The 17935-nt window shown below is 39.9% G+C and carries 13 protein-coding genes; 2 read left to right on the top strand and 11 right to left on the bottom strand.

What is annotated here, in order from left to right:
- Positions 1-10 precede the first annotated feature (10 nt).
- Genes IAG46_RS13135 through IAG46_RS13120 form a run of 4 tightly spaced genes read right to left on the bottom strand, consistent with a single transcriptional unit; the run spans position 11 to position 4505 of the window.
- Positions 11-1576 (bottom strand): solute:sodium symporter family transporter, encoded by a 1566-nt coding sequence (locus tag IAG46_RS13135; protein ID WP_190810802.1) that lies wholly within the window; start codon positions 1574-1576, stop codon positions 11-13.
- 26 nt (positions 1577-1602) lie between these two features.
- Positions 1603-2472 carry an inositol oxygenase family protein gene (locus IAG46_RS13130; protein WP_190810801.1) on the bottom strand — a complete coding sequence of 290 codons (870 nt, stop codon included), beginning with the start codon at positions 2470-2472 and terminating at the stop codon, positions 1603-1605.
- A 21-nt stretch (positions 2473-2493) separates the two neighbouring features.
- Positions 2494-3678: a mannonate dehydratase gene (gene uxuA, locus IAG46_RS13125; RefSeq protein ID WP_190810883.1), complete on the bottom strand. Its 1185-nt coding sequence runs from the start codon at positions 3676-3678 to the stop codon at positions 2494-2496.
- 11 nt (positions 3679-3689) lie between these two features.
- Complete coding sequence (locus IAG46_RS13120) at positions 3690-4505, bottom strand: SDR family oxidoreductase (RefSeq protein ID WP_190810800.1); 816 nt, start codon at positions 4503-4505, stop codon at positions 3690-3692.
- A 132-nt stretch (positions 4506-4637) separates the two neighbouring features.
- Between IAG46_RS13120 and IAG46_RS13115 the strand changes: the two genes are divergently transcribed.
- Entirely contained in the window at positions 4638-5705 is a 1068-nt protein-coding gene (locus tag IAG46_RS13115) for a LacI family DNA-binding transcriptional regulator (protein ID WP_190810799.1), read from the top strand.
- 3 nt (positions 5706-5708) lie between these two features.
- Here the strand turns inward: IAG46_RS13115 and IAG46_RS13110 are convergent, their stop codons facing one another.
- The 7 genes from IAG46_RS13110 to IAG46_RS13080 all read right to left on the bottom strand — a co-directional run bounded on the left by IAG46_RS13110 (position 5709) and on the right by IAG46_RS13080 (position 15450).
- Positions 5709-7754 carry a DUF2231 domain-containing protein gene (locus IAG46_RS13110; protein ID WP_190810798.1) on the bottom strand — a complete coding sequence of 682 codons (2046 nt, stop codon included), beginning with the start codon at positions 7752-7754 and terminating at the stop codon, positions 5709-5711.
- Positions 7755-7772: 18 nt separating this feature from the next.
- Complete coding sequence (locus IAG46_RS13105; RefSeq protein ID WP_190810797.1) at positions 7773-8510, bottom strand: chitobiase/beta-hexosaminidase C-terminal domain-containing protein; 738 nt, start codon at positions 8508-8510, stop codon at positions 7773-7775.
- 101 nt (positions 8511-8611) lie between these two features.
- Positions 8612-9649 carry a 6-bladed beta-propeller gene (locus IAG46_RS13100; RefSeq protein WP_223826680.1) on the bottom strand — a complete coding sequence of 346 codons (1038 nt, stop codon included), beginning with the start codon at positions 9647-9649 and terminating at the stop codon, positions 8612-8614.
- A complete protein-coding gene (locus tag IAG46_RS13095) occupies positions 9646-11136 on the bottom strand; it encodes a DUF1501 domain-containing protein (protein WP_190810796.1) in 1491 nt (496 codons plus the stop codon). The genes IAG46_RS13100 and IAG46_RS13095 overlap by 4 nt, the downstream gene beginning before the upstream one ends.
- A 1-nt stretch (position 11137) precedes the next feature.
- Complete coding sequence (locus tag IAG46_RS13090) at positions 11138-13495, bottom strand: PSD1 and planctomycete cytochrome C domain-containing protein (RefSeq protein ID WP_190810795.1); 2358 nt, start codon at positions 13493-13495, stop codon at positions 11138-11140.
- A 156-nt stretch (positions 13496-13651) separates the two neighbouring features.
- Positions 13652-14365 (bottom strand): LytTR family DNA-binding domain-containing protein, encoded by a 714-nt coding sequence (locus IAG46_RS13085; protein ID WP_190810794.1) that lies wholly within the window; start codon positions 14363-14365, stop codon positions 13652-13654.
- Complete coding sequence (locus IAG46_RS13080; RefSeq protein WP_190810793.1) at positions 14365-15450, bottom strand: sensor histidine kinase; 1086 nt, start codon at positions 15448-15450, stop codon at positions 14365-14367. Before IAG46_RS13080 ends, IAG46_RS13085 begins: the two co-directional genes overlap by 1 nt.
- A 223-nt stretch (positions 15451-15673) precedes the next feature.
- Between IAG46_RS13080 and IAG46_RS13075 the strand changes: the two genes are divergently transcribed.
- Positions 15674-17920, top strand: coding sequence for a GH92 family glycosyl hydrolase (locus IAG46_RS13075; RefSeq protein ID WP_190810792.1), 2247 nt, complete (start codon positions 15674-15676; stop codon positions 17918-17920).
- Positions 17921-17935: the final 15 nt, after the last annotated feature.

The raw sequence follows: 17935 nt of genomic DNA, 5'->3' as shown, positions 1-17935 counted from the left end.
CTTCTTTCCATCATGCCAATAACACATAAATCAAAATGGTAGCTACAGTTAGTGCAATCCCGAAGGCATTTACAAAACGCCAAGGCTTCTCTTCTCTTCCTTTTGTTTCAACATATGCAGCTTCAGGATACATTTGTGATACCAAAAACATGATGATAAAATTCAACACAAATTCTATTCCCCAGAGGTGAACAAAATGAATGTCGACATCTAAAATGAAGGTTGTCAAAATGTAAAAAGCAAAGCCAAAGAACAGTCCCGCTTTCGCTCCTGTTTTGTTTATATTCTTAAAGAATATTCCAGCGATGATCACCGATGAAATTGGAATGAAAAAGATACCGTTAAGCTCTTGTAGCAAAAAGTACAATCCATCCGGGGCATATGCAACCAAAGGGGCTATACCAATAGCCAAAACAGCAAGGATAACCGAAGTGATTTTTCCGTAATGAACCAATCTTGCATCGGAAACTTCTTTATTGATCAGTTTTTTATAAATATCGTAGCAAAAAATAGTGCTCGCTGAATTTAGCACACTATTAAAGGTGCTCAACACCGCTCCCAATACCACGGCAGCAAAAAACCCAAAAAGGTAAGTTGGCAACACTTTTTTAACCAACAGGGGATATATTAAGTCTGGTGTGTCAATATATTGGTCTTGAAAATAATAATACGCGATGAGGCCTGGCAATACTATGATCAAGGGGACAAATAGTTTGAGTATCCCTGTGTAAATCAATCCTTTTTGGGCCTCCACTAAATTCTTGGCACCGAAAGCTCTTTGTATGATGGCTTGATTCATTCCCCAGAAGTATAATTGGTTAATCATTAAACCCGTAAAAAGCACGGAAAAGGGCATCACCGAATCCTCGCTTCCAACAATATCAAATTTATCTGGTGCAAAGTCATATACCGTTCCCAATCCACTGAGGATATTTCCATCTCCTATTTGATACAACGCAATCGCAGGAATCAACAATCCTCCAAGCAAAAGTCCAATACCATTTAAACTGTCAGAATAGGCTACTGCTTTCAATCCGCCAAAAATGGCATACATAGATCCAATAAGGCCAATCACAAATACGGTAAAGAGCATAGCTCTTTCCTTGCCAATTCCGAACATTGTTGAGAAATCAAAAACACTTTCAATATTGATGGCCCCAGAATACAATACAATGGGCAAAAGGGTTATGACAAAGGATAGCATCAACAAGAATGCAACTATTGACCGTGTAAGCCCATCGTACCTTTCCTCCAAAAATTGGGGAATAGTGGCCAATCCCATTTTGATGAATTTGGGAATAAAAAATATGGCCGCAATCACTAAGGCAATAGCGGATGTTACCTCCCAAGCAATTACAATTATTCCATTCTTGTATGAACTGCCATTCATCCCAATCAAATGCTCTGTGGAGATATTAGTCAGAATCATAGATCCTGCTATTATGGGACCTGTAAGACTTTTACCGGCCAAAAAGTATCCTTTGGCAGATTTAAAGTTGTCTTTGCGTAACCTATATGCGGTGTATAGAATCACAAAAAGGGTAAATCCAAAAAAGCCTATATAGGTGGCCAGCATTTGGTTGGATGGTTAGGTTAAAAGGATTAAAATTTTAATTTTTCTGGTAAAAATTTTGCTACTAAATCTTCGTAATAAGGCTTGAGAGCTTTAGCATCTGGTGGCACAGGTGCCTTGGAATATAAATCGTATGGATTGAATTTTTTGACCCATTCGAACATCTTATGGTCATGGTCGCTCATCAAATGGTCGTATGCATTTTCACGATGCTGTGCATAAAAGGAATGGTATCGAATCATGTACAGGGCTGGTTCTGGCAAGTAATCCTTCATGATTTGGTAGAGGTACTCATCGTGACCCCAACTCATTTTTACATTGTCCAAACCACAATTTTCTTTATAAACCCCATATTTATTATTGTATCGTTCATTATTTGAATCTGTGTTGGTCTCGAAAAATTCTGGATACACAATTTTATCGGAGAACTTACATCCAACGGGGAAGGTATCCCCAACTACCGCCCATTGCGGTTCTCCGAACAAACATAAAACCTTGCCCACATCATGTAGGAAACCAGTCAACACAAACCAATCTGGATGACCATCGGCTCGAATGGCCTCACTGGTTTGTAAAAGGTGTTGCAATTGATCTAAGTCAATGTCCGGATCGCTATCATCCACTAAAGTGTTTAGGAAATCCACTGCTTCCCATAGGGACATTTCTTTTTTGTCAAACTTTAAAAACTCTTCTTCTTTCTTGTTTACAAAATCGTATGTCTGATGTTGATGGTTAAGTTTGTAAAATTCACGAACAGTGTCGACCCTCTCCGAATTTTGATAATCCCTGAATTCTTCCTCTTGTTTTTTGGGAGTTTCTGGATCTGGGTAGCGTTGTAAAACATCATCTTCCCAATGTTCCAAAGACTCCAAGGGGTTGTTTTTATCAATCTTTTTCATGTTCTGTTGTTTTTTGAATTCTCATTGATTCATGAGGGATTTAGCAATTCCCATTTCCAATCCTCTTAACTCCGCCAATCCTCTTAATCTTCCAATACAGGAATATCCAGGATTCGTTTTTTTCTTAAGGTCATCTATCATTTGGTGCCCATGATCTGGTCTCATAGGTATTTCTGTGTCTTTCCGACCTTCATTCAAACGTCTTTGTTGTTCTAAAAGCACTAATTTTATCATTTCATACATGTCTGTATCGCCACCCAAATGGTCCGTTTCGTAAAAATCTCCTTTTTCCGTGCGTTTTGTGTTTCTAAAATGCAGAAAATGAACACGATGCGCAAATTTTTTAAAGATTTCTGACAAATTATTGTCCGTTCTAACTCCTAAAGATCCTGTACAGAAAGTTATTCCATTATGTATGGATGGAACCTTATCGAACATATATTGGTAGTCTTCAGCAGTACTCAAAATTCTTGGCAAGCCCAAAATTGGAAATGGTGGATCATCAGGATGTGCACACAATAGTACCCCAACCTCCTCAGCAACCGGAACGATTTCTGAAAGGAAATAAACCAAATGCTCTTGCAACTTAGTTTTTGAAAGTCCTTTATACGTATCTAAAATGCCTTGAAAGCTTTCCAACGAATATTCCTCTTCTGCACCGGGTAATCCTGCAAGAATGTTTTTGGTCAATTTGGCAATATCTTTTCTGCTCATTAATTCGCATGTAGATTTTGCCTTTACTCGTTCTTCTTTCGAATATTCTTTACTAGCTTCCGGTCTTTGCAACACATATAAATCAAATGCAGCAAAAACATTCTTTTCAAAGAGTAGGGCTTTGGACCCATCTGGCATTTCATAATCCAATGAGGTGCGGGTCCAATCCAAAACGGGCATAAAATTATAGCAGATTATCTTGATACCACAACCTGCCAAATTTCTAATACTCCCCTTATAGTTTTCTATGTACTGTTGAAAGTTTCCTTTTTGAGTTTTGATGTCTTCGTGAACAGGCACTGATTCAACAACAGTCCATTCCAATCCTTGAGATTCAATGGTATCTTTCCGTTTCATGATTTCATCAACAGGCCACACTTCCCCATTAGGAATATGATGCAGAGCCGTTACAATTCCCATGGCTCCAGTTTGCTTGATATCCAACAAAGAAACCGGGTCATTTGGACCGTACCACCTCCAGGTTTGTTTCATGCGCAACTCCTTCATACACCACTAAAAATATTGAACCCTCCATCTATTGGAATCACCGCTCCGGTCATAAATTTTGATGCATCACTGCATAGAAAATGCAATGCTCCGTTAAGTTCGTCCGGCTCCCCAAATCTACCCATAGGTGTATTTCTGATGATATCTGCGCCTCGCTCCGTATAAGAGCCATCTTCATTAAGAAGTAAGTTTCTGTTTTGGTTTCCAATAAAAAAGCCAGGTGCTATGGCATTGACCCTAATCTTATCACTAAATTTTGTTGCCATCTCGACTGCCATCCACTTGGTGAAATTCTCCATTGCGGCTTTAGAAGCGGAATATCCCGCAACTCTGGTGAGTACCCTTGGAACTGCCATCGAGGAATAGTTGATAATTGTTCCCGACCCTTGATCTGCCATCACCTTGCCAAATACCAATGAAGGAATCACTGTGCCATTCAGATTCAATTCAGTCACTTTGTTGAAATCGTTCAATTCCAAATCAAAAATGGTTTGGTCTGGACCAATGGTAGCTCCGGGCATGTTCCCTCCAGCAACGTTAAGAAGAATATCCAATCTTCCAAACTTTTCCAAAACAACATCCCGAACCTCTTCCATAGAAGCTTTGGACAATACATTTCCTTCTAACAATATTACTTCTCCCCCATTATCCCTAATGGTCTTCTCCAGTTCTGCGCCTTTTTGCTTGCTTGTTGTGAGTACAACCAATTTAACACCAGCTCCTGACAGACTCAAAGCTGCAGAGCTACCCAAAACTCCGGTGCCTCCTGTTATTACGGCAACCTTATTTGTTATGTCGAAAATTGATTTCACAAACTTATTGTTTTGCGTATTTTGATTGATTTCGTGTGCGCACACGATAAAAATATAAATTCATCTCACATAATACAAGTTCAGAGGGCAAAAAATTATTGAAGGTTGTATATTAACGGCTTTATTCAGCACATGATCACTATTAAAGAAATAGCCAAACTTGCCAATGTATCTCCCGGAACTGTGGACCGGGTCATACATAACAGAAAAGGTGTTTCTGAAAAAACAGCGCAACGGATACGTCAAATTTTAAAGGAGCATGATTTCAAGGTCAACCGTATTGCCCAATCCTTGGCCATGAAAAAGAAGTATACTATCGCTGTTTTGTTACCAAATCATGATGAGGAAAACCAATTTTGGAAAAACCCGCTGGAAGGTATTCAAAAAGCTAAGGAAGAAGTGATGAGTTTTGGGGTGGATGTCAAAACGTTTTCTTTTGACCAAAAAAGCCCAAAATCATATGTAGCTTCTTTTGAATTATTGTTAAAAACCAATCCACAAGGAGTTGTTCTTGTTCCCACTTTTAAAAAGGAAACCAAAGAACTTACCAAGGTACTTTTGAAGAAGGAAATTCCTTTCATCTTTTTGAATATCGCATTGACTGGTCATGAAAATCTTTGTTTTGTTGGGCAAGATTCGTTTAAAAGTGGCTATCTTGCGGCCAAGCTTATGCAACTTTGCCTAAATGAGAATGATCATATCCTGACTGTCCACTCAAGACCCAACCTTTCCAACGTCAACAATATATCGCAAAGGATAGAGGGGTTTGACCATTATTTCAAAGAACAAAAGTTAAACAACACCAACCACAAAATTGAAGTAGAGGATTTTTGGGATGCCGAAAAGTTTACCGAGAAAATTGCTTCACTATTACAGAAACAAACCAAAATCAAAGGAATTTTTGTGCCCAATAGTCGAGCACATATTATTGCCAAGCACATTGAAGGTATGAGAGGAAGAATTCCATATCTGATTGGGTTTGACATTACCGATCATAATTCCAGAGCGCTTATCGATGGCAAAATCACTTTTTTGATTTCACAAAAACCATTTCAACAAGGGTATCGTTCGGTGAGCAGTCTTTCGAAGTTTCTGTTGTATAAAACTCCACCTCAATCGGAGATTTTATCACCAATAGAGATTATTACCAAGGAAAATCTGCCCAATGGACAACAGAAGGAGTATGCTATATTTCCGTAATATTTAATTAAACACCAGCTCGTCCAAGAAAATAAAGCTATTTCCCCCAGGAACTGCATGCCAATCCGGATTCTTCAATGGACTTTCCACCAAAAGTCGCACCTTTTTTAGAGGTCTTGGGTCAAAATCAATATTGTACGCCTTTCGTTCTATGATTACCGACGGCTTTTGAATGCCCACTTTTACTGTTTTAATCTTGCTAAAGGTATTTCCATCTTCAGAGCCCCAAACGGTATAGCCCACAGGAAAGAATATCCAATTATTGGGAATGGAGAGACTGCCCACTGAAACATTTGAGACCACGGTTTGTTCCTTAAATTCTATGGTCGCCGTCATATGTTGGGCCTCGAAGCCCAACCAGTTTCCATCCACAAAGTTGGTTGTGCCCCGTCTTAAATCCATTAAAGTTTTTCCACCTTTTGCTGCATATTTCGGGTGTGGTGCCCTCACTAGTGACACCTCGCTAATTTGTGCCTTGCTCTTCAGGAAATTGGCAAAACTTGGTTCACTGGGTTCCCAATCTTCCAAAGTGGCATATGCCTTTAAAGTAGTTGTTTCATTAAGATAAAATGGTCCGGCATATTCTTTCGGAAGGGTGTCATTTTTTGCATTTTCAGCAACATAATACACTTTTGCGCCTTCAAAAAATTGCTCAATAGATACCTCAACCGAATCTTTGAATATTTCATTATCTGCCAATATGGTAGGTGGTGAAAGCGAGCTAGCAGCAAAAACACTGTCGGCAATCTGGCCCTGAACCCTTACATTATCACTTTGACCTTTGAATGCCAATATCCCTTCTTCGGTCATTTTGGTTCTCCAAATAAAGAGTGTTTTCAGATTTGGGTATTTTGCCAATGTCTCTAATGCCGAATCATCTAGCTCTGTCCCAAAAAGGTTTATAAATTCCAAATTATCAAACTTCGCAAGTTGTTCAACCGTTTCATTGCTTATATCAGTTTGCTGCAATTGAAGTTTGGTGAGATTTTTAAACGGTTTAAGTTGTTTTACAAGTGTGTCATTAAAATTGGTGTACCCCAAGTTCATTCCCACAACGTTTTTTTTATACTTTTTCAAGAGATCAAAGTCAGCTTCGGAAACATCTTTGCGTTTCATGAAATTCACGGAAATCAAGGGCATATTTTCAGCAACAAGTTGTGCTGACATTTTATTTTGGGCAAGCAGAGCAATAAATTCCAAGGGAACCTCATCAACATTTTCGGCAATCAACGCCCTCGTGGAAGTATCTTTTTCTAAAGAAGCTAAAATAGCATCCAATTTTGCTGTTCGTGGTAAATCTTTGGTCACGCAATCGAAACAATTCTGATTCTGAACCCACCATTCAAGCAATTGCATTTCATCTGAAGTTAGTTGCACTTTCCCTTTGGGAGGCATATGGGCCTCATCTTCTATTGGCAGTTTAAGATGGTGCATAAAGCGAGATGTTTGTTGCACCTCCAGTGAATCAAATAGTGAACCCGATTCTCCTCCTGCAAGCAACTCCTTTTTTGAGGTTAGAAGTAATTCTCCTTTTGATTTCCCTTGATTATGACAACTAACACACTTTTGTTGGAGCACAGGTTGTACGATTTCCGAAAAAACCATGGCTTTGCCCACATCTTCAATTACAGGTTTTTCATATTCTTCTTGAAATAGAAAGTCTTCTCCATGTGTGAGGCTACCACCATAGTGCCCTGTCAATGTCAAAAGCACCAAAACCACTATGAAAGCAGGAAAATAAGCGCGTTGAGCTTGTTTTCCATTCGATTTCTTAAGAAAATAGAGCAATAAACTTCCCACCGCAAAAGCTACGGCAATCCATCTGTGATTGAACAACAAGGTTTCATCATATCCTCCGCCATCACCTAAAAACCATCCAGATGCAACAGAAAACAATGCACTTAACGAACCTATTCCCAATGCAAACAAAACCGTTCCGTTATCCTTTGGGTCAGGTCTATTTTTATAATAGAGCTCCATAAGAAAGGCCAGAATCAAAATACCAATAGGTAAATGGACAAATAAGGGGTGTAAATTGCCTAACTGCATGTTTCGTTTTTCGGTTGGTTATTCAATCAAAATTTCATCTACAAATGTCCACGGCAGGGTTCCGTTGCCGGGATGCCATTCCGGAATTTCATTTAAAGCATGGATGGTTATGGTTATTTCGTCGTATTCTCCTTTTTCCACAGGAATTTCCGTAAAACCCATTTTCTTGCTATCGCCATTTTTGAAGGGTTTAAGCTTCAATCTCCCAATAGATTTGTTTGATGCCTTTATTTCAATGGCATCTGGAAGAAAAATCCACGACCCGTGATCTTGCAACATTCCAACCAATATTTTTTCCATGGATATGGCTTCTGAAAATTCAAGATTGACCACTGTTTCATTGGTTTGAAATCCCAGCCATCTATCTCCGCTTCTAAAGTTAAATTCTCCTTTTCGGCCATCAATAAGCGTGTTGGGGCCAGCCGCTTTATAGCTTTCATGAGCCTCTGGTTGTATTGAAATAGTTGACCCTGAAATATCGTTGGCCATCTTAATGATAGTTCGCTCTTCTATTTCACTGGTATTAAAATCTGGATGAAATGCTTTTACTTTCAAATGTGTGGTTGCTGAAACTGTTACTGGTGCAGTATAGCTAGTTGAATTTGAAGTGACATCGCTACCATCCAAAGTGAATCTTATATCAGCTTCATCACTTCCTCTAAATAATTTTATATGTGCCGTTTCATTAAACAGTAAGGAGTCCACGCTAATCATTGGCGGTGCCAGTTGTATCTCCTCCGCCTTTAAAAATTCCACCTTTTTTGATTGACAGGCACCAATTAAGATTAAAAAAAATCCCATCAAAATAAAACTGCGGATTTGTGGCCTCAAAAAAATCAAACTAACCAATGTATTGATCATACCCGATATAGTTTTATGGGATATGTGTTCCAAGAATTCCACTGGGCAACATAGATATTTTCATCTTCATCGATGCACACATCATGTGGATGCCTAAATATTTTCAGCGATTGGTGCATGGGTTCTAAATTTCCATTTTGATAGGTTGGCGTACTTCCTCCCGGAGCGGAAACCAGCTTGTTGTTGTCATCCAGAATGGAAATGAATCCGGTTCCTTCTGAACCATCCCCCGACCAAATAGTTGCCAAATACACCTGTTTGTTATGAATTACTGGCCTGCAAATATAGGCTCCGGGTAAATCGATGGTTTCCAAATATTCTCCCGCCAAGGAAAATCGTTTTAGCTTGTTTTGCTGGCGAGCGGTAATCAAAAGTGTGGGGTTGGCAGCATCTCGGTCATCAATGCAAATACCATGGGCATTATTAAAAAGATGATCTTCATCTCCTGGACCGCCAAACACATTTTTGACATTGCCCTTGGCATCGTAATGTGTAATGTACTGGGCTCCGTATCCATCTGCTACGTAAATATCTCCGTTGTCGGCTATAGTGGTTTCGGTAGGAATGTATTCTTCCTTCTTCTGATATTTTCCAGTTTCCTTTGGAAATGGCAATACCTGCATCACTTTTCCATCCAAGGTGGTTTTTATGACTTCGTGCCGATTATTGTCACAGATATACAAAAATTCCGTTCCGTTTTCGTCATGCAAAGTGAGTCCATGAGCCCCTGGGTAATTAGTTCCCCAAGAATCCAGAAGCTTTCCTGATTTATCATAAATGAGCACATTGTTTTGGGTATGATTCGTCAACAAAATGATTCGACCCTTAGCGTCCTGAACCATTTCATGGCAGTCCTGAACCGGAAAACGTTCACTGTTGAGTTTCCCCCAATTCAGGTCAACTTTATATTTATAATCCCCATGCCCAATTATGGCATCTTTTAGAGAATCAGAAGAAAAAGACATGGTTCCAATTGAAGCGAGACCTATTCCCGCCAAGCTACTTTGCTCGATAAATTTTCTGCGTTTCATCATGCCAAAATATCTTTTACGATATGTCCTTCCACATCAGTGAGTCTAAACCTTCGGCCTTGATATTTGTAGGTTAACCTTTCATGATCAATTCCCAACAAGTGCAATAAGGTTGCCTGAAAATCGTGCACATGAACAGGGTTTTCGGTAATGTTATATCCAAAATCATCGGTCTCACCATAGACAATTCCGGGTTTGATACCGCCACCAGCCAACCAAATGGAGAAACATCTTGGATGATGATCTCTTCCGTAGCTTTCGTCCGTCAAAACTCCTTGGGAGTAATTGGTCCTGCCAAATTCTCCTCCCCAAATGACCAGAGTATCTTCTAACATTCCCCGTTGTTTGAGGTCTGCCACCAAGGCTGCGGATGCTTGATCTGTATCTTTTGCTTGTTTCTCAATTGCCCCCGGTAAATTATCGTGCTGATCCCAACCCATATGGTACAATTGAATAAAACGTACATCTTGTTCGGCCAATCTTCTTGCTAAAAGACAATTCGCAGCATAGGTTCCTGGAATCTTCGCCTCTGCTCCATACATCTTATAAATGTAATCTGGCTCCTTTTCAGTATTCATTACGTCAGGTACAGATGTTTGCATACGATAGGCCATTTCATACTGAGCGATTCGACTCTGAATTTCCTCATCGCCAAATTCTTGATACTGCTTTTCATTGAGTTCAGCCAGATTGTCAAGAATACTTCTTTTGGTTTCTTTGGAAATACCTTTGGGATCATTCAAATAAAGAACAGGGTCTTTTGCAGCCCTAAATTGAACCCCTTGGTGCAATGAATGTAAGAAACCGTTGCCCCAAAGTCGGGTGTACAAAGGTTGTCCGTTTGGTCTACCTGTTCCTCTTGATAGTAATACTGTAAACGAGGGAAGGTTTTCATTTTCACTTCCCAGTCCATAACTCAGCCATGACCCAATACTTGGTCGGCCAGGTTGTTGCGAACCTGTCTGAAAAAAGGTTACTGCTGGATCATGGTTAATAGCTTCTGTGAACATCGATTTTACAATGCATATATCGTCTGCCATTTTGGCCGTATATGGCAACAGATCGCTTATCCATGTTCCATTTTTTCCATGTTGCTTAAATTCAAAGTTAGATCCGACCAATGGAAAACTATCTTGTCCAGATGTCATTCCCGTTAATCGTTGCCCATTTCTAATCGATTCAGGTAAATCTTCTCCCCTTCTTTGGTTCAACAGTGGATTGTAGTCAAACAACTCATGTTGTGAAGGTCCCCCACTTTGGAATAAGTAAATCACCCGTTTTATTTTTGCAGGATGATGGGGTGAGGTAAGGATCCCTTTTATTCCCATCGGATTGTCTGCCTTCACCATCAACTCCCCTTCTTTCCGATAAAAATTACAACCTAGCAGCGTTCCCAGAGCGGCCCCCCCGATTCCAAGGGCAGATTTTCCTAAAAATGCACGTCGGTTCAGGTTGAGGGCATTGTCGGCTAATATTTTCTTTTCTCCCATGTTATCCTCTTGATATGGTTTCGTCCAAATTTAAAATGGTGTGGGCTGTCAAAGCCAAAGCCGCCAACTGATCGGCCGGAATATCTTCTGAACTTACAGACTCACCAATAGAAAGATATTCTTCTGGAATTACCTCGCCAGTTTTAATTCTGTCTAAAGATGCGTTATATAGGTCATTCAGAATAGTGAGTTCTTCTTCTTTAGGTTTTCTAGAGGTTGCACTCTGGAAAATAAAACTTATTTGATCATTGACATCTTGCCCTGTGGCGCCCATTGTTTTTATGGCCAGTGCCCTCGCTGCTTCAATAAGCTGTGGGTCGTTCAACAGTACTAAAGCTTGAAGTGGGGTATTGGTCTCTTGTCGCTGTACGGTGCATAAATCTCTTGATGATGTATCAAATGTCATCATGCTCGGTGGGGGTACGGTTCTTTTCCAAAACGTGTACAGACTCTTTCGATAAAGATCTTTTCCTGAGCTTTGAACATAGGTTGCCGTACTGCCTCCACCTCCTCCAGTGGTTTCTTCCCAGATGCCTTCAGGTTGGTATGGTTTTACGCTTGGTCCACCTACTTCGGCATTTAAAAGTCCACTTATTTTCAGCGCTTGGTCTCGAATCATTTCGGCACTTAATCGCAGACGGGGAGCTCTAGCCAAATAGGTGTTCTCAGGGTCTCTTTCGTTCATTTCCTTGGAAATTTCTGTGCTTTGTTGATAGGTAGCGGACAAGGCCATGTATTTCATCATCTGTTTAATGTCCCAACCTTCTGTTCGAAACTTGATGGCCAAGAAATCCAATAACTCAGGGTGCGAAGGTAGCGCACCTTGGTTACCGAAATCATACGAGCTTTCCACCAAACCCTTTCCGAACATACGTTGCCAAATGCGGTTTACGGCCACTCTAGCGGTTAGCGGATTTTTTTCGTGAAATAGCCATTGTGAAAGTCCCAATCTGTTCCTTGGAAGTTCTTCTGGAAAGGGTAATATATCATCTGGTGTTCCTGGAAATACTTGATCTGTTGGTTGATCGTAAACGCCTCGATTCAAAACAAACGTCTCTCTTGGGTTTGGCATATCTTGCATGACCATAACATCAATTTTAGGTTTTGAAACATTGGTCATGTTTACAAAATTTAAAATTCCCTCAGCATCTTGTTTGGTTACCGCCATATATGGTTTCGGAATGGCCTGTGCACTAGGCATAAGTCCATCTTCATCCAAATTATTGAAGAATCCGAATAATTGAAAATGGTCTTTTTGACTTACCGGATCATATTTATGGTCGTGGCAGCGTGCACATTCCATTGTGATTCCCAAAAAAGCGGTACCAAAGGTATTGGTGCGATCTTCTACGTATTCAATGCGATATTCTTCTGGAATGACGCCACCCTCAGCAGTAATTTTATGGTTTCTGTTAAAGCCTGTTGCCAGTATTGATTCTTTAGTGGCATTAGGCAACATATCTCCCGCGAGTTGATAGGTTACAAATTCATCATACGCCATGTTTTTATCAAATGCATGTATGACCCAATCGCGCCAAGGCCACATAATCCGTTCAAAATCATCTTGATAACCATGAGTATCGGCATACCTGGCTACTTCCATCCAATCGGCTGCCATATTTTCGGCGTAAGCTTTTGTGTTCAGCAAAGAATCGATAATCTTTTCATATGCCTCTTCGGAATTGTTCTGCAAAAAGGAATTCACTTGCTCAACAGCCGGAGGTAAACCCGTTATACTAAAAAAGGCCCGTCGTATCAAATGCTCTTTCGCTGCCTTGTTAGAAGGCGAAAATCCTTTAAGTTTTAATTTATCCAGAATGAACTTATCAATCTCATTTTCACTCCAATCATCCCCTTCAACATCGGGAATTTTGGGTTCAACCGGTGGAACAAATGCCCAATGCTTTTTAAAAACCGCTCCTTGGGCCACCCATTTTTTCAATAATTCCTTCTCATAATCGGATAAGCTAAGGTTGGACTCCGGTGGCGGCATCATTAGGTTGGGGTCCTCTTGGAAAATACGTTTAACCAATTCACTCTTTTCCAAATTCCCTGGAACAATGGCATATCTATCTTTGTTTTCACCAATTGCTGTATATGCATCTTCAGGTTTGTTCAATGATAGTCCGCCCTCAATTGCATTTTTATCGGGACCATGACATGCAAAACATCGGTCGGAAAGGATGGGTTTAATATGGAAAGAAAAGTCTACACTGTCCGGGAGTTGACCTCTGGAACCGGTCTCGGACATGGCCACATATTTTTCCTTTCCATCCTTGCATCCTACCACGGCAGCAATAAGGAAAACCAGAAAAACAATGCTGACTATTTTTTTTCTTGAAAATGGAATGGCAAACATGTCAAGATGTATTAAGCGAATTCGTCCTTTAAACTACCCAGATAAACTTCTACAAGTTAAAATTTTTCGACCAACAGCGAGGCAGCAAAGACTAATGAAGGAATTGATAACTATATAGTTATGCCATTATCAATTCAACCGGAGAACAAACAAGTCTTAATTTGCTCCATCTTTTAAAATTCGGCCTTTCGCCTCATTTAAATAACTTCTTCCAATAATGTACCTAATACCGTCTATTTCCAAACTATTGCCTTCAATGGCTTCAACCTTGTCAATGGCGATGGTATAGGACCTGTGGATACGAATAAATTTATCCGAAGGCAACTCATCTGTAAAGCTTCCCAGGGTTCTATGAATTATATATTTTGCTGATGTAGTCTTAATTCGAATATAATCTTTAAGGCTTTCAACCACAACAATCTCATCGATGAAAATCTTTTGCAATTTCTTTTTATCCACCTTTACAAATATGCTTGGGTGTTCGTTGGCTGACCCTCCCGATTTTATAGCATCTTGCTTTAAGCTGATAATTCGATTGACTGCTTTCAGGAAACGAGGAAATGGTATTGGTTTTACCAAGTAATCAATGGCTTCTAGCTCAAAACTCTTCAGGGCGTATTCTTCGTGTGCTGTGGTAATTACCACCATAGGCATCACATGTAGCGATTTCAAGAACTCCATCCCATCTAAAATGGGCATGTTGATGTCCAAAAAAATAATGTCCACTTCATTTTCCTGTAAAAAGGATGAGGCGTCAATGGCGTTTGAAAAAGTTTGCACAAGTTGAAGTTGATTCACCTGTTCCACATAGTTTTTCAGCACATTAATAGCCAAAGGTTCGTCATCCACAATAATTACCCGTAACTCCATCACACTTTAAGTTTTAAATCAACATGGAACATCTTATCTTTTTCAAAGATAGAAAGATCGTAGTCCTCTGGACCATAGCCCAACTCCAATCTTTTTTTTACGTTAGACAACCCAATGCCCCCACTACTGGTTTCTGCTTTGCTTTTATTATCTTTTTTAGGAATTGTATTGGATACTTTAAAATATAATAATTCGTCCGTTACGCTCACATCTACCGAGATATGCATATCGCCAATATTTTTACTGGCCCCGTGTTTAAAGCAGTTTTCAATTAATGGAACCAGCAACATCGGAGCTATGACCTTATTGTCCATATCGCCAGAGATTCCGACGTCTATTTGCAGGGTATCGTTAAAACGTATTCGCTCTAGGTCAATATAATTCTGAATGCAGTCGATTTCGCTTCTTAAATCCTGTTTACGTTTTCGGGTAGCGTACAATAAATATCGCATCATTTCAGAAAGTTTAAGAATAACTTCCGGTGCCTTATTTGATTTCTCAAGCGTCAGGGAATAAATGTTGTTCAGCGTATTAAAGAAAAAATGTGGCGAAACTTGAGACCTTAAAAACTTCAACTCGGTCAACAATTGCCTTTTCTCCAAATCGTGTAGTTTACTATTTTCCCTTAACCAATCCACCGTTACCTTTATCGCGGTTGCAAAAGCAACCACATAAAGTTCTCCGATCATTGTGGTAATAGCATAGTTAAAAGTTATGCTATCTGTTACTCCCGAACCTTCGGGCATTACGTTGGTGCTTATCAGGTAATAGGTAAGGTTAAATTTCACCAAAAGCATTATAAAAAGAGAAATAATAACCAAAGCGGCATAGGTCACATATTTTCTTGCATACACATATTTGGGCATCAAAAAATAGATATTGAAATAAGATAGTGCAATGTGGATAGGAAAACCTATCAGGTTTGTTTTCAAGGACAGGGAAAAATCGTTGTGCACACTTCCCCATCGCAGTGTATTGATAGCAAAATAAATAAACCAAAAAACAATATGATGCTTATATGTAATGCGATATTGTCGAGGTACTTCGGCATTTAAAAGCCCATCCAATTTGTCATTTATGTACATGGAATTTCGGGTGTTTTTTTGTGCGGTTTTTCTGTTGTTTAGCTTTTAGGGCTGGTTATTGGTCTAATTTTATTCTTCTATGGGATAAAATTATAAATATTTAGGAATACAATAGATTCAGCCCTTTTAAGGGTAGTGGCTGTTCGTAGTTATTACCTAGCTAATTCAATCAAATCAAACGCTTTTTGTGGAAAAGTATAAAAAATACCAATACTGAGAGCAGATGGATAAATTCTTTTACATCCTGGCGCTATCGGTATTATTTATGGGCTCTTCCTGTGAACAAAAAAAGCAATCTGATATACCAAACCGCTTGATATCCTACGTGGACCCATTTATCGGGACCGGAGGCCACGGACATACTTTTCCTGGTCCTACCGCCCCTTTTGGAATGGTACAGCCCAGCCCTGATAATGGTACTGGGGGATGGGATTGGTGTTCTGGCTATCATATTACAGATTCCATCATCTCTGGATTTGGACAGCTCCACTTAAGCGGTACGGGAATTGGTGATTTGGCCGACATTCTGCTAATGCCAACGAACAATACTGTGGATGTGTCCCGATTTGGAACCCCAAAGGACAGCCTTCCCTATACCTCTCAATTCTCACATACTTCGGAGATGGCCTCACCAGGCTATTACAAAGTAAACTTGGACGACCCGAACATTAAAGTTGAGCTGACCGCGAATTCATATGTGGCCTTTCATAAATATACCTATCAAACCGAAGGTGCTCCTTCATTTATTCTTGATTTGGGATACGCCGTTAACTGGGACAAACCAACGGAAAGTTCTATTCATCTGGAAAACGAAACCCTTTTAACGGGGTATCGCCACAGTACAGGATGGGCCAAAAATCAAAAAGTATTCTTCGCCATTCAGTCTTCCGAACCTATTACAAATTCAGTTTTTGTTTCGGATCAAGAAGTTTTGGACAATAGCAAAGAGGTGTCAGCAACAAAAACTGGAGGGCAATTCTTTTTTAACCAAGATTCTTTAAAAACTGTTGAACTCAAGATTGCGGTTTCTTCGGTTAGTATTGCCAATGCCAAACAAAATTTGAAATTGTATGGAGCATCATTTTCTTTTGATGATGCAAAAAAGAGTTCTGGTGAGCAATGGGAAACCTTGCTTTCCAAAATCCATATAGAAACCCCACAAGATTCTTTAAAAACCATTTTCTACACAGCACTTTATCATACACAAATTGCCCCTGTTCTTTTTAGCGATGCCAACGGGGAATTTCGATTGCAGAACGATAGCATTGTAAAAGCTAACAATTGGCAGGCTTTCTCTACACTGTCCCTATGGGACACCTTTAGAGCGGAAAATCCATTGTTGAACATTCTTCAACCCGAAAAAGTCAATAGCATTATCCAATCTATGCTGATCTATTATGAAGAACAAGGTCGACTTCCTGTTTGGACATTGTATGCCAACGAAACCAATACTATGACCGGCAACCATGGAGTTTCCATGCTTGCTGAAGCTTTTTTAAAGGGGATTCGAAATTATGATGTGGATAAAGCATACGAAGCAGTTCGCAATACCATGATGGGCGATATTCGAGGATTGAAACCGTACAAAGAATATGGCTTCATTCCCTATACTGAACTAGATGAATCCGTTACAATCAGTTTGGAGTTTGCCTATAACGATTGGTGTGTAGCCCAAATGGCCAAAGCTTTAGGAAAAGATGATGACTATGCCTATTTCATGAAGCGTTCTGAGGCGTTCAAACATTTGTTCAATGCTGAAACTGGATTTATGAGAGGTAGGTCTGCTGATAAAAGAAGTTGGAGAGAGCCTTTTGACCCAAAATATTCCAATCACAGGTTTCATACCGACTATACCGAGGGAAATGCGTGGCAGCATAGCTGGTTTGTGCTTCACGATGTTCCCGGTTTTATCGAATTGCATGGCGGAGATGAGCCTTTCACAAAAAAATTGGAGCAGCTTTTCACGGAAACATCGGAAATTTCAGGTGATCATATTTCTGCAGATATTTCAGGATTGGTCGGGCAATACGCCCACGGAAATGAACCCAGTCACCATATTGCATATTTGTTCAACAAGGCTAAAAAACCGTGGCGAACTCAATATTGGGTTCGTGAAATTCTGGACACCCAATACAGCACGCAACCCGATGGTTTGAGCGGCAATGAAGATTGCGGACAAATGTCGGCTTGGTATATATTCAGTGCTATTGGATTCTATCCGATGAATCCGGCTTCAGGTCAATACGAATTGGGAAGTCCGCTGTTTAAAAAAACGACCATAGCATTATCGGAGAAAAGAAATTTTGAAATTCTAGCAAAAAATACCTCATCGATCAACAAATACATTCAATCAGTAAAACTAAATGGAAAGTCATTGCAACGCACCTATATCACCCATGATGAAATCTTGGCTGGCGGTACGTTGGAATTTGAAATGGGTTCAGACCCGAATAAAAATTGGGGCCTTTAGCTAAGGCCTGTACGA

It is taken from the genome of Flagellimonas sp. S3867 (assembly GCF_014698935.1).
Lineage (GTDB): Bacteria > Bacteroidota > Bacteroidia > Flavobacteriales > Flavobacteriaceae > Flagellimonas.
This window is presented reverse-complemented; position numbering and strand designations above follow the sequence as displayed.

Excerpts from the sequence above, each read along its gene's own strand:
- IAG46_RS13085 (WP_190810794.1), bottom strand. The coding sequence starts at position 14,365 with ATGGAGTTACGGGTAATTATTGTGGATGACGAACCTTTGGCTATTAAT.
- IAG46_RS13100 (WP_223826680.1), bottom strand. The coding sequence starts at position 9,649 with ATGATGAAACGCAGAAAATTTATCGAGCAAAGTAGCTTGGCGGGAATA.
- IAG46_RS13095 (WP_190810796.1), bottom strand. The coding sequence starts at position 11,136 with ATGGGAGAAAAGAAAATATTAGCCGACAATGCCCTCAACCTGAACCGA.
- IAG46_RS13110 (WP_190810798.1), bottom strand. The coding sequence starts at position 7,754 with ATGCAGTTAGGCAATTTACACCCCTTATTTGTCCATTTACCTATTGGT.
- IAG46_RS13135 (WP_190810802.1), bottom strand. The coding sequence starts at position 1,576 with ATGCTGGCCACCTATATAGGCTTTTTTGGATTTACCCTTTTTGTGATT.
- IAG46_RS13075 (WP_190810792.1), top strand. The coding sequence starts at position 15,674 with ATGGATAAATTCTTTTACATCCTGGCGCTATCGGTATTATTTATGGGC.
- IAG46_RS13130 (WP_190810801.1), bottom strand. The coding sequence starts at position 2,472 with ATGAAAAAGATTGATAAAAACAACCCCTTGGAGTCTTTGGAACATTGG.
- IAG46_RS13115 (WP_190810799.1), top strand. The coding sequence starts at position 4,638 with ATGATCACTATTAAAGAAATAGCCAAACTTGCCAATGTATCTCCCGGA.
- uxuA (WP_190810883.1), bottom strand. The coding sequence starts at position 3,678 with ATGAAACAAACCTGGAGGTGGTACGGTCCAAATGACCCGGTTTCTTTG.
- IAG46_RS13090 (WP_190810795.1), bottom strand. The coding sequence starts at position 13,495 with ATGTTTGCCATTCCATTTTCAAGAAAAAAAATAGTCAGCATTGTTTTT.
- IAG46_RS13080 (WP_190810793.1), bottom strand. The coding sequence starts at position 15,450 with ATGTACATAAATGACAAATTGGATGGGCTTTTAAATGCCGAAGTACCT.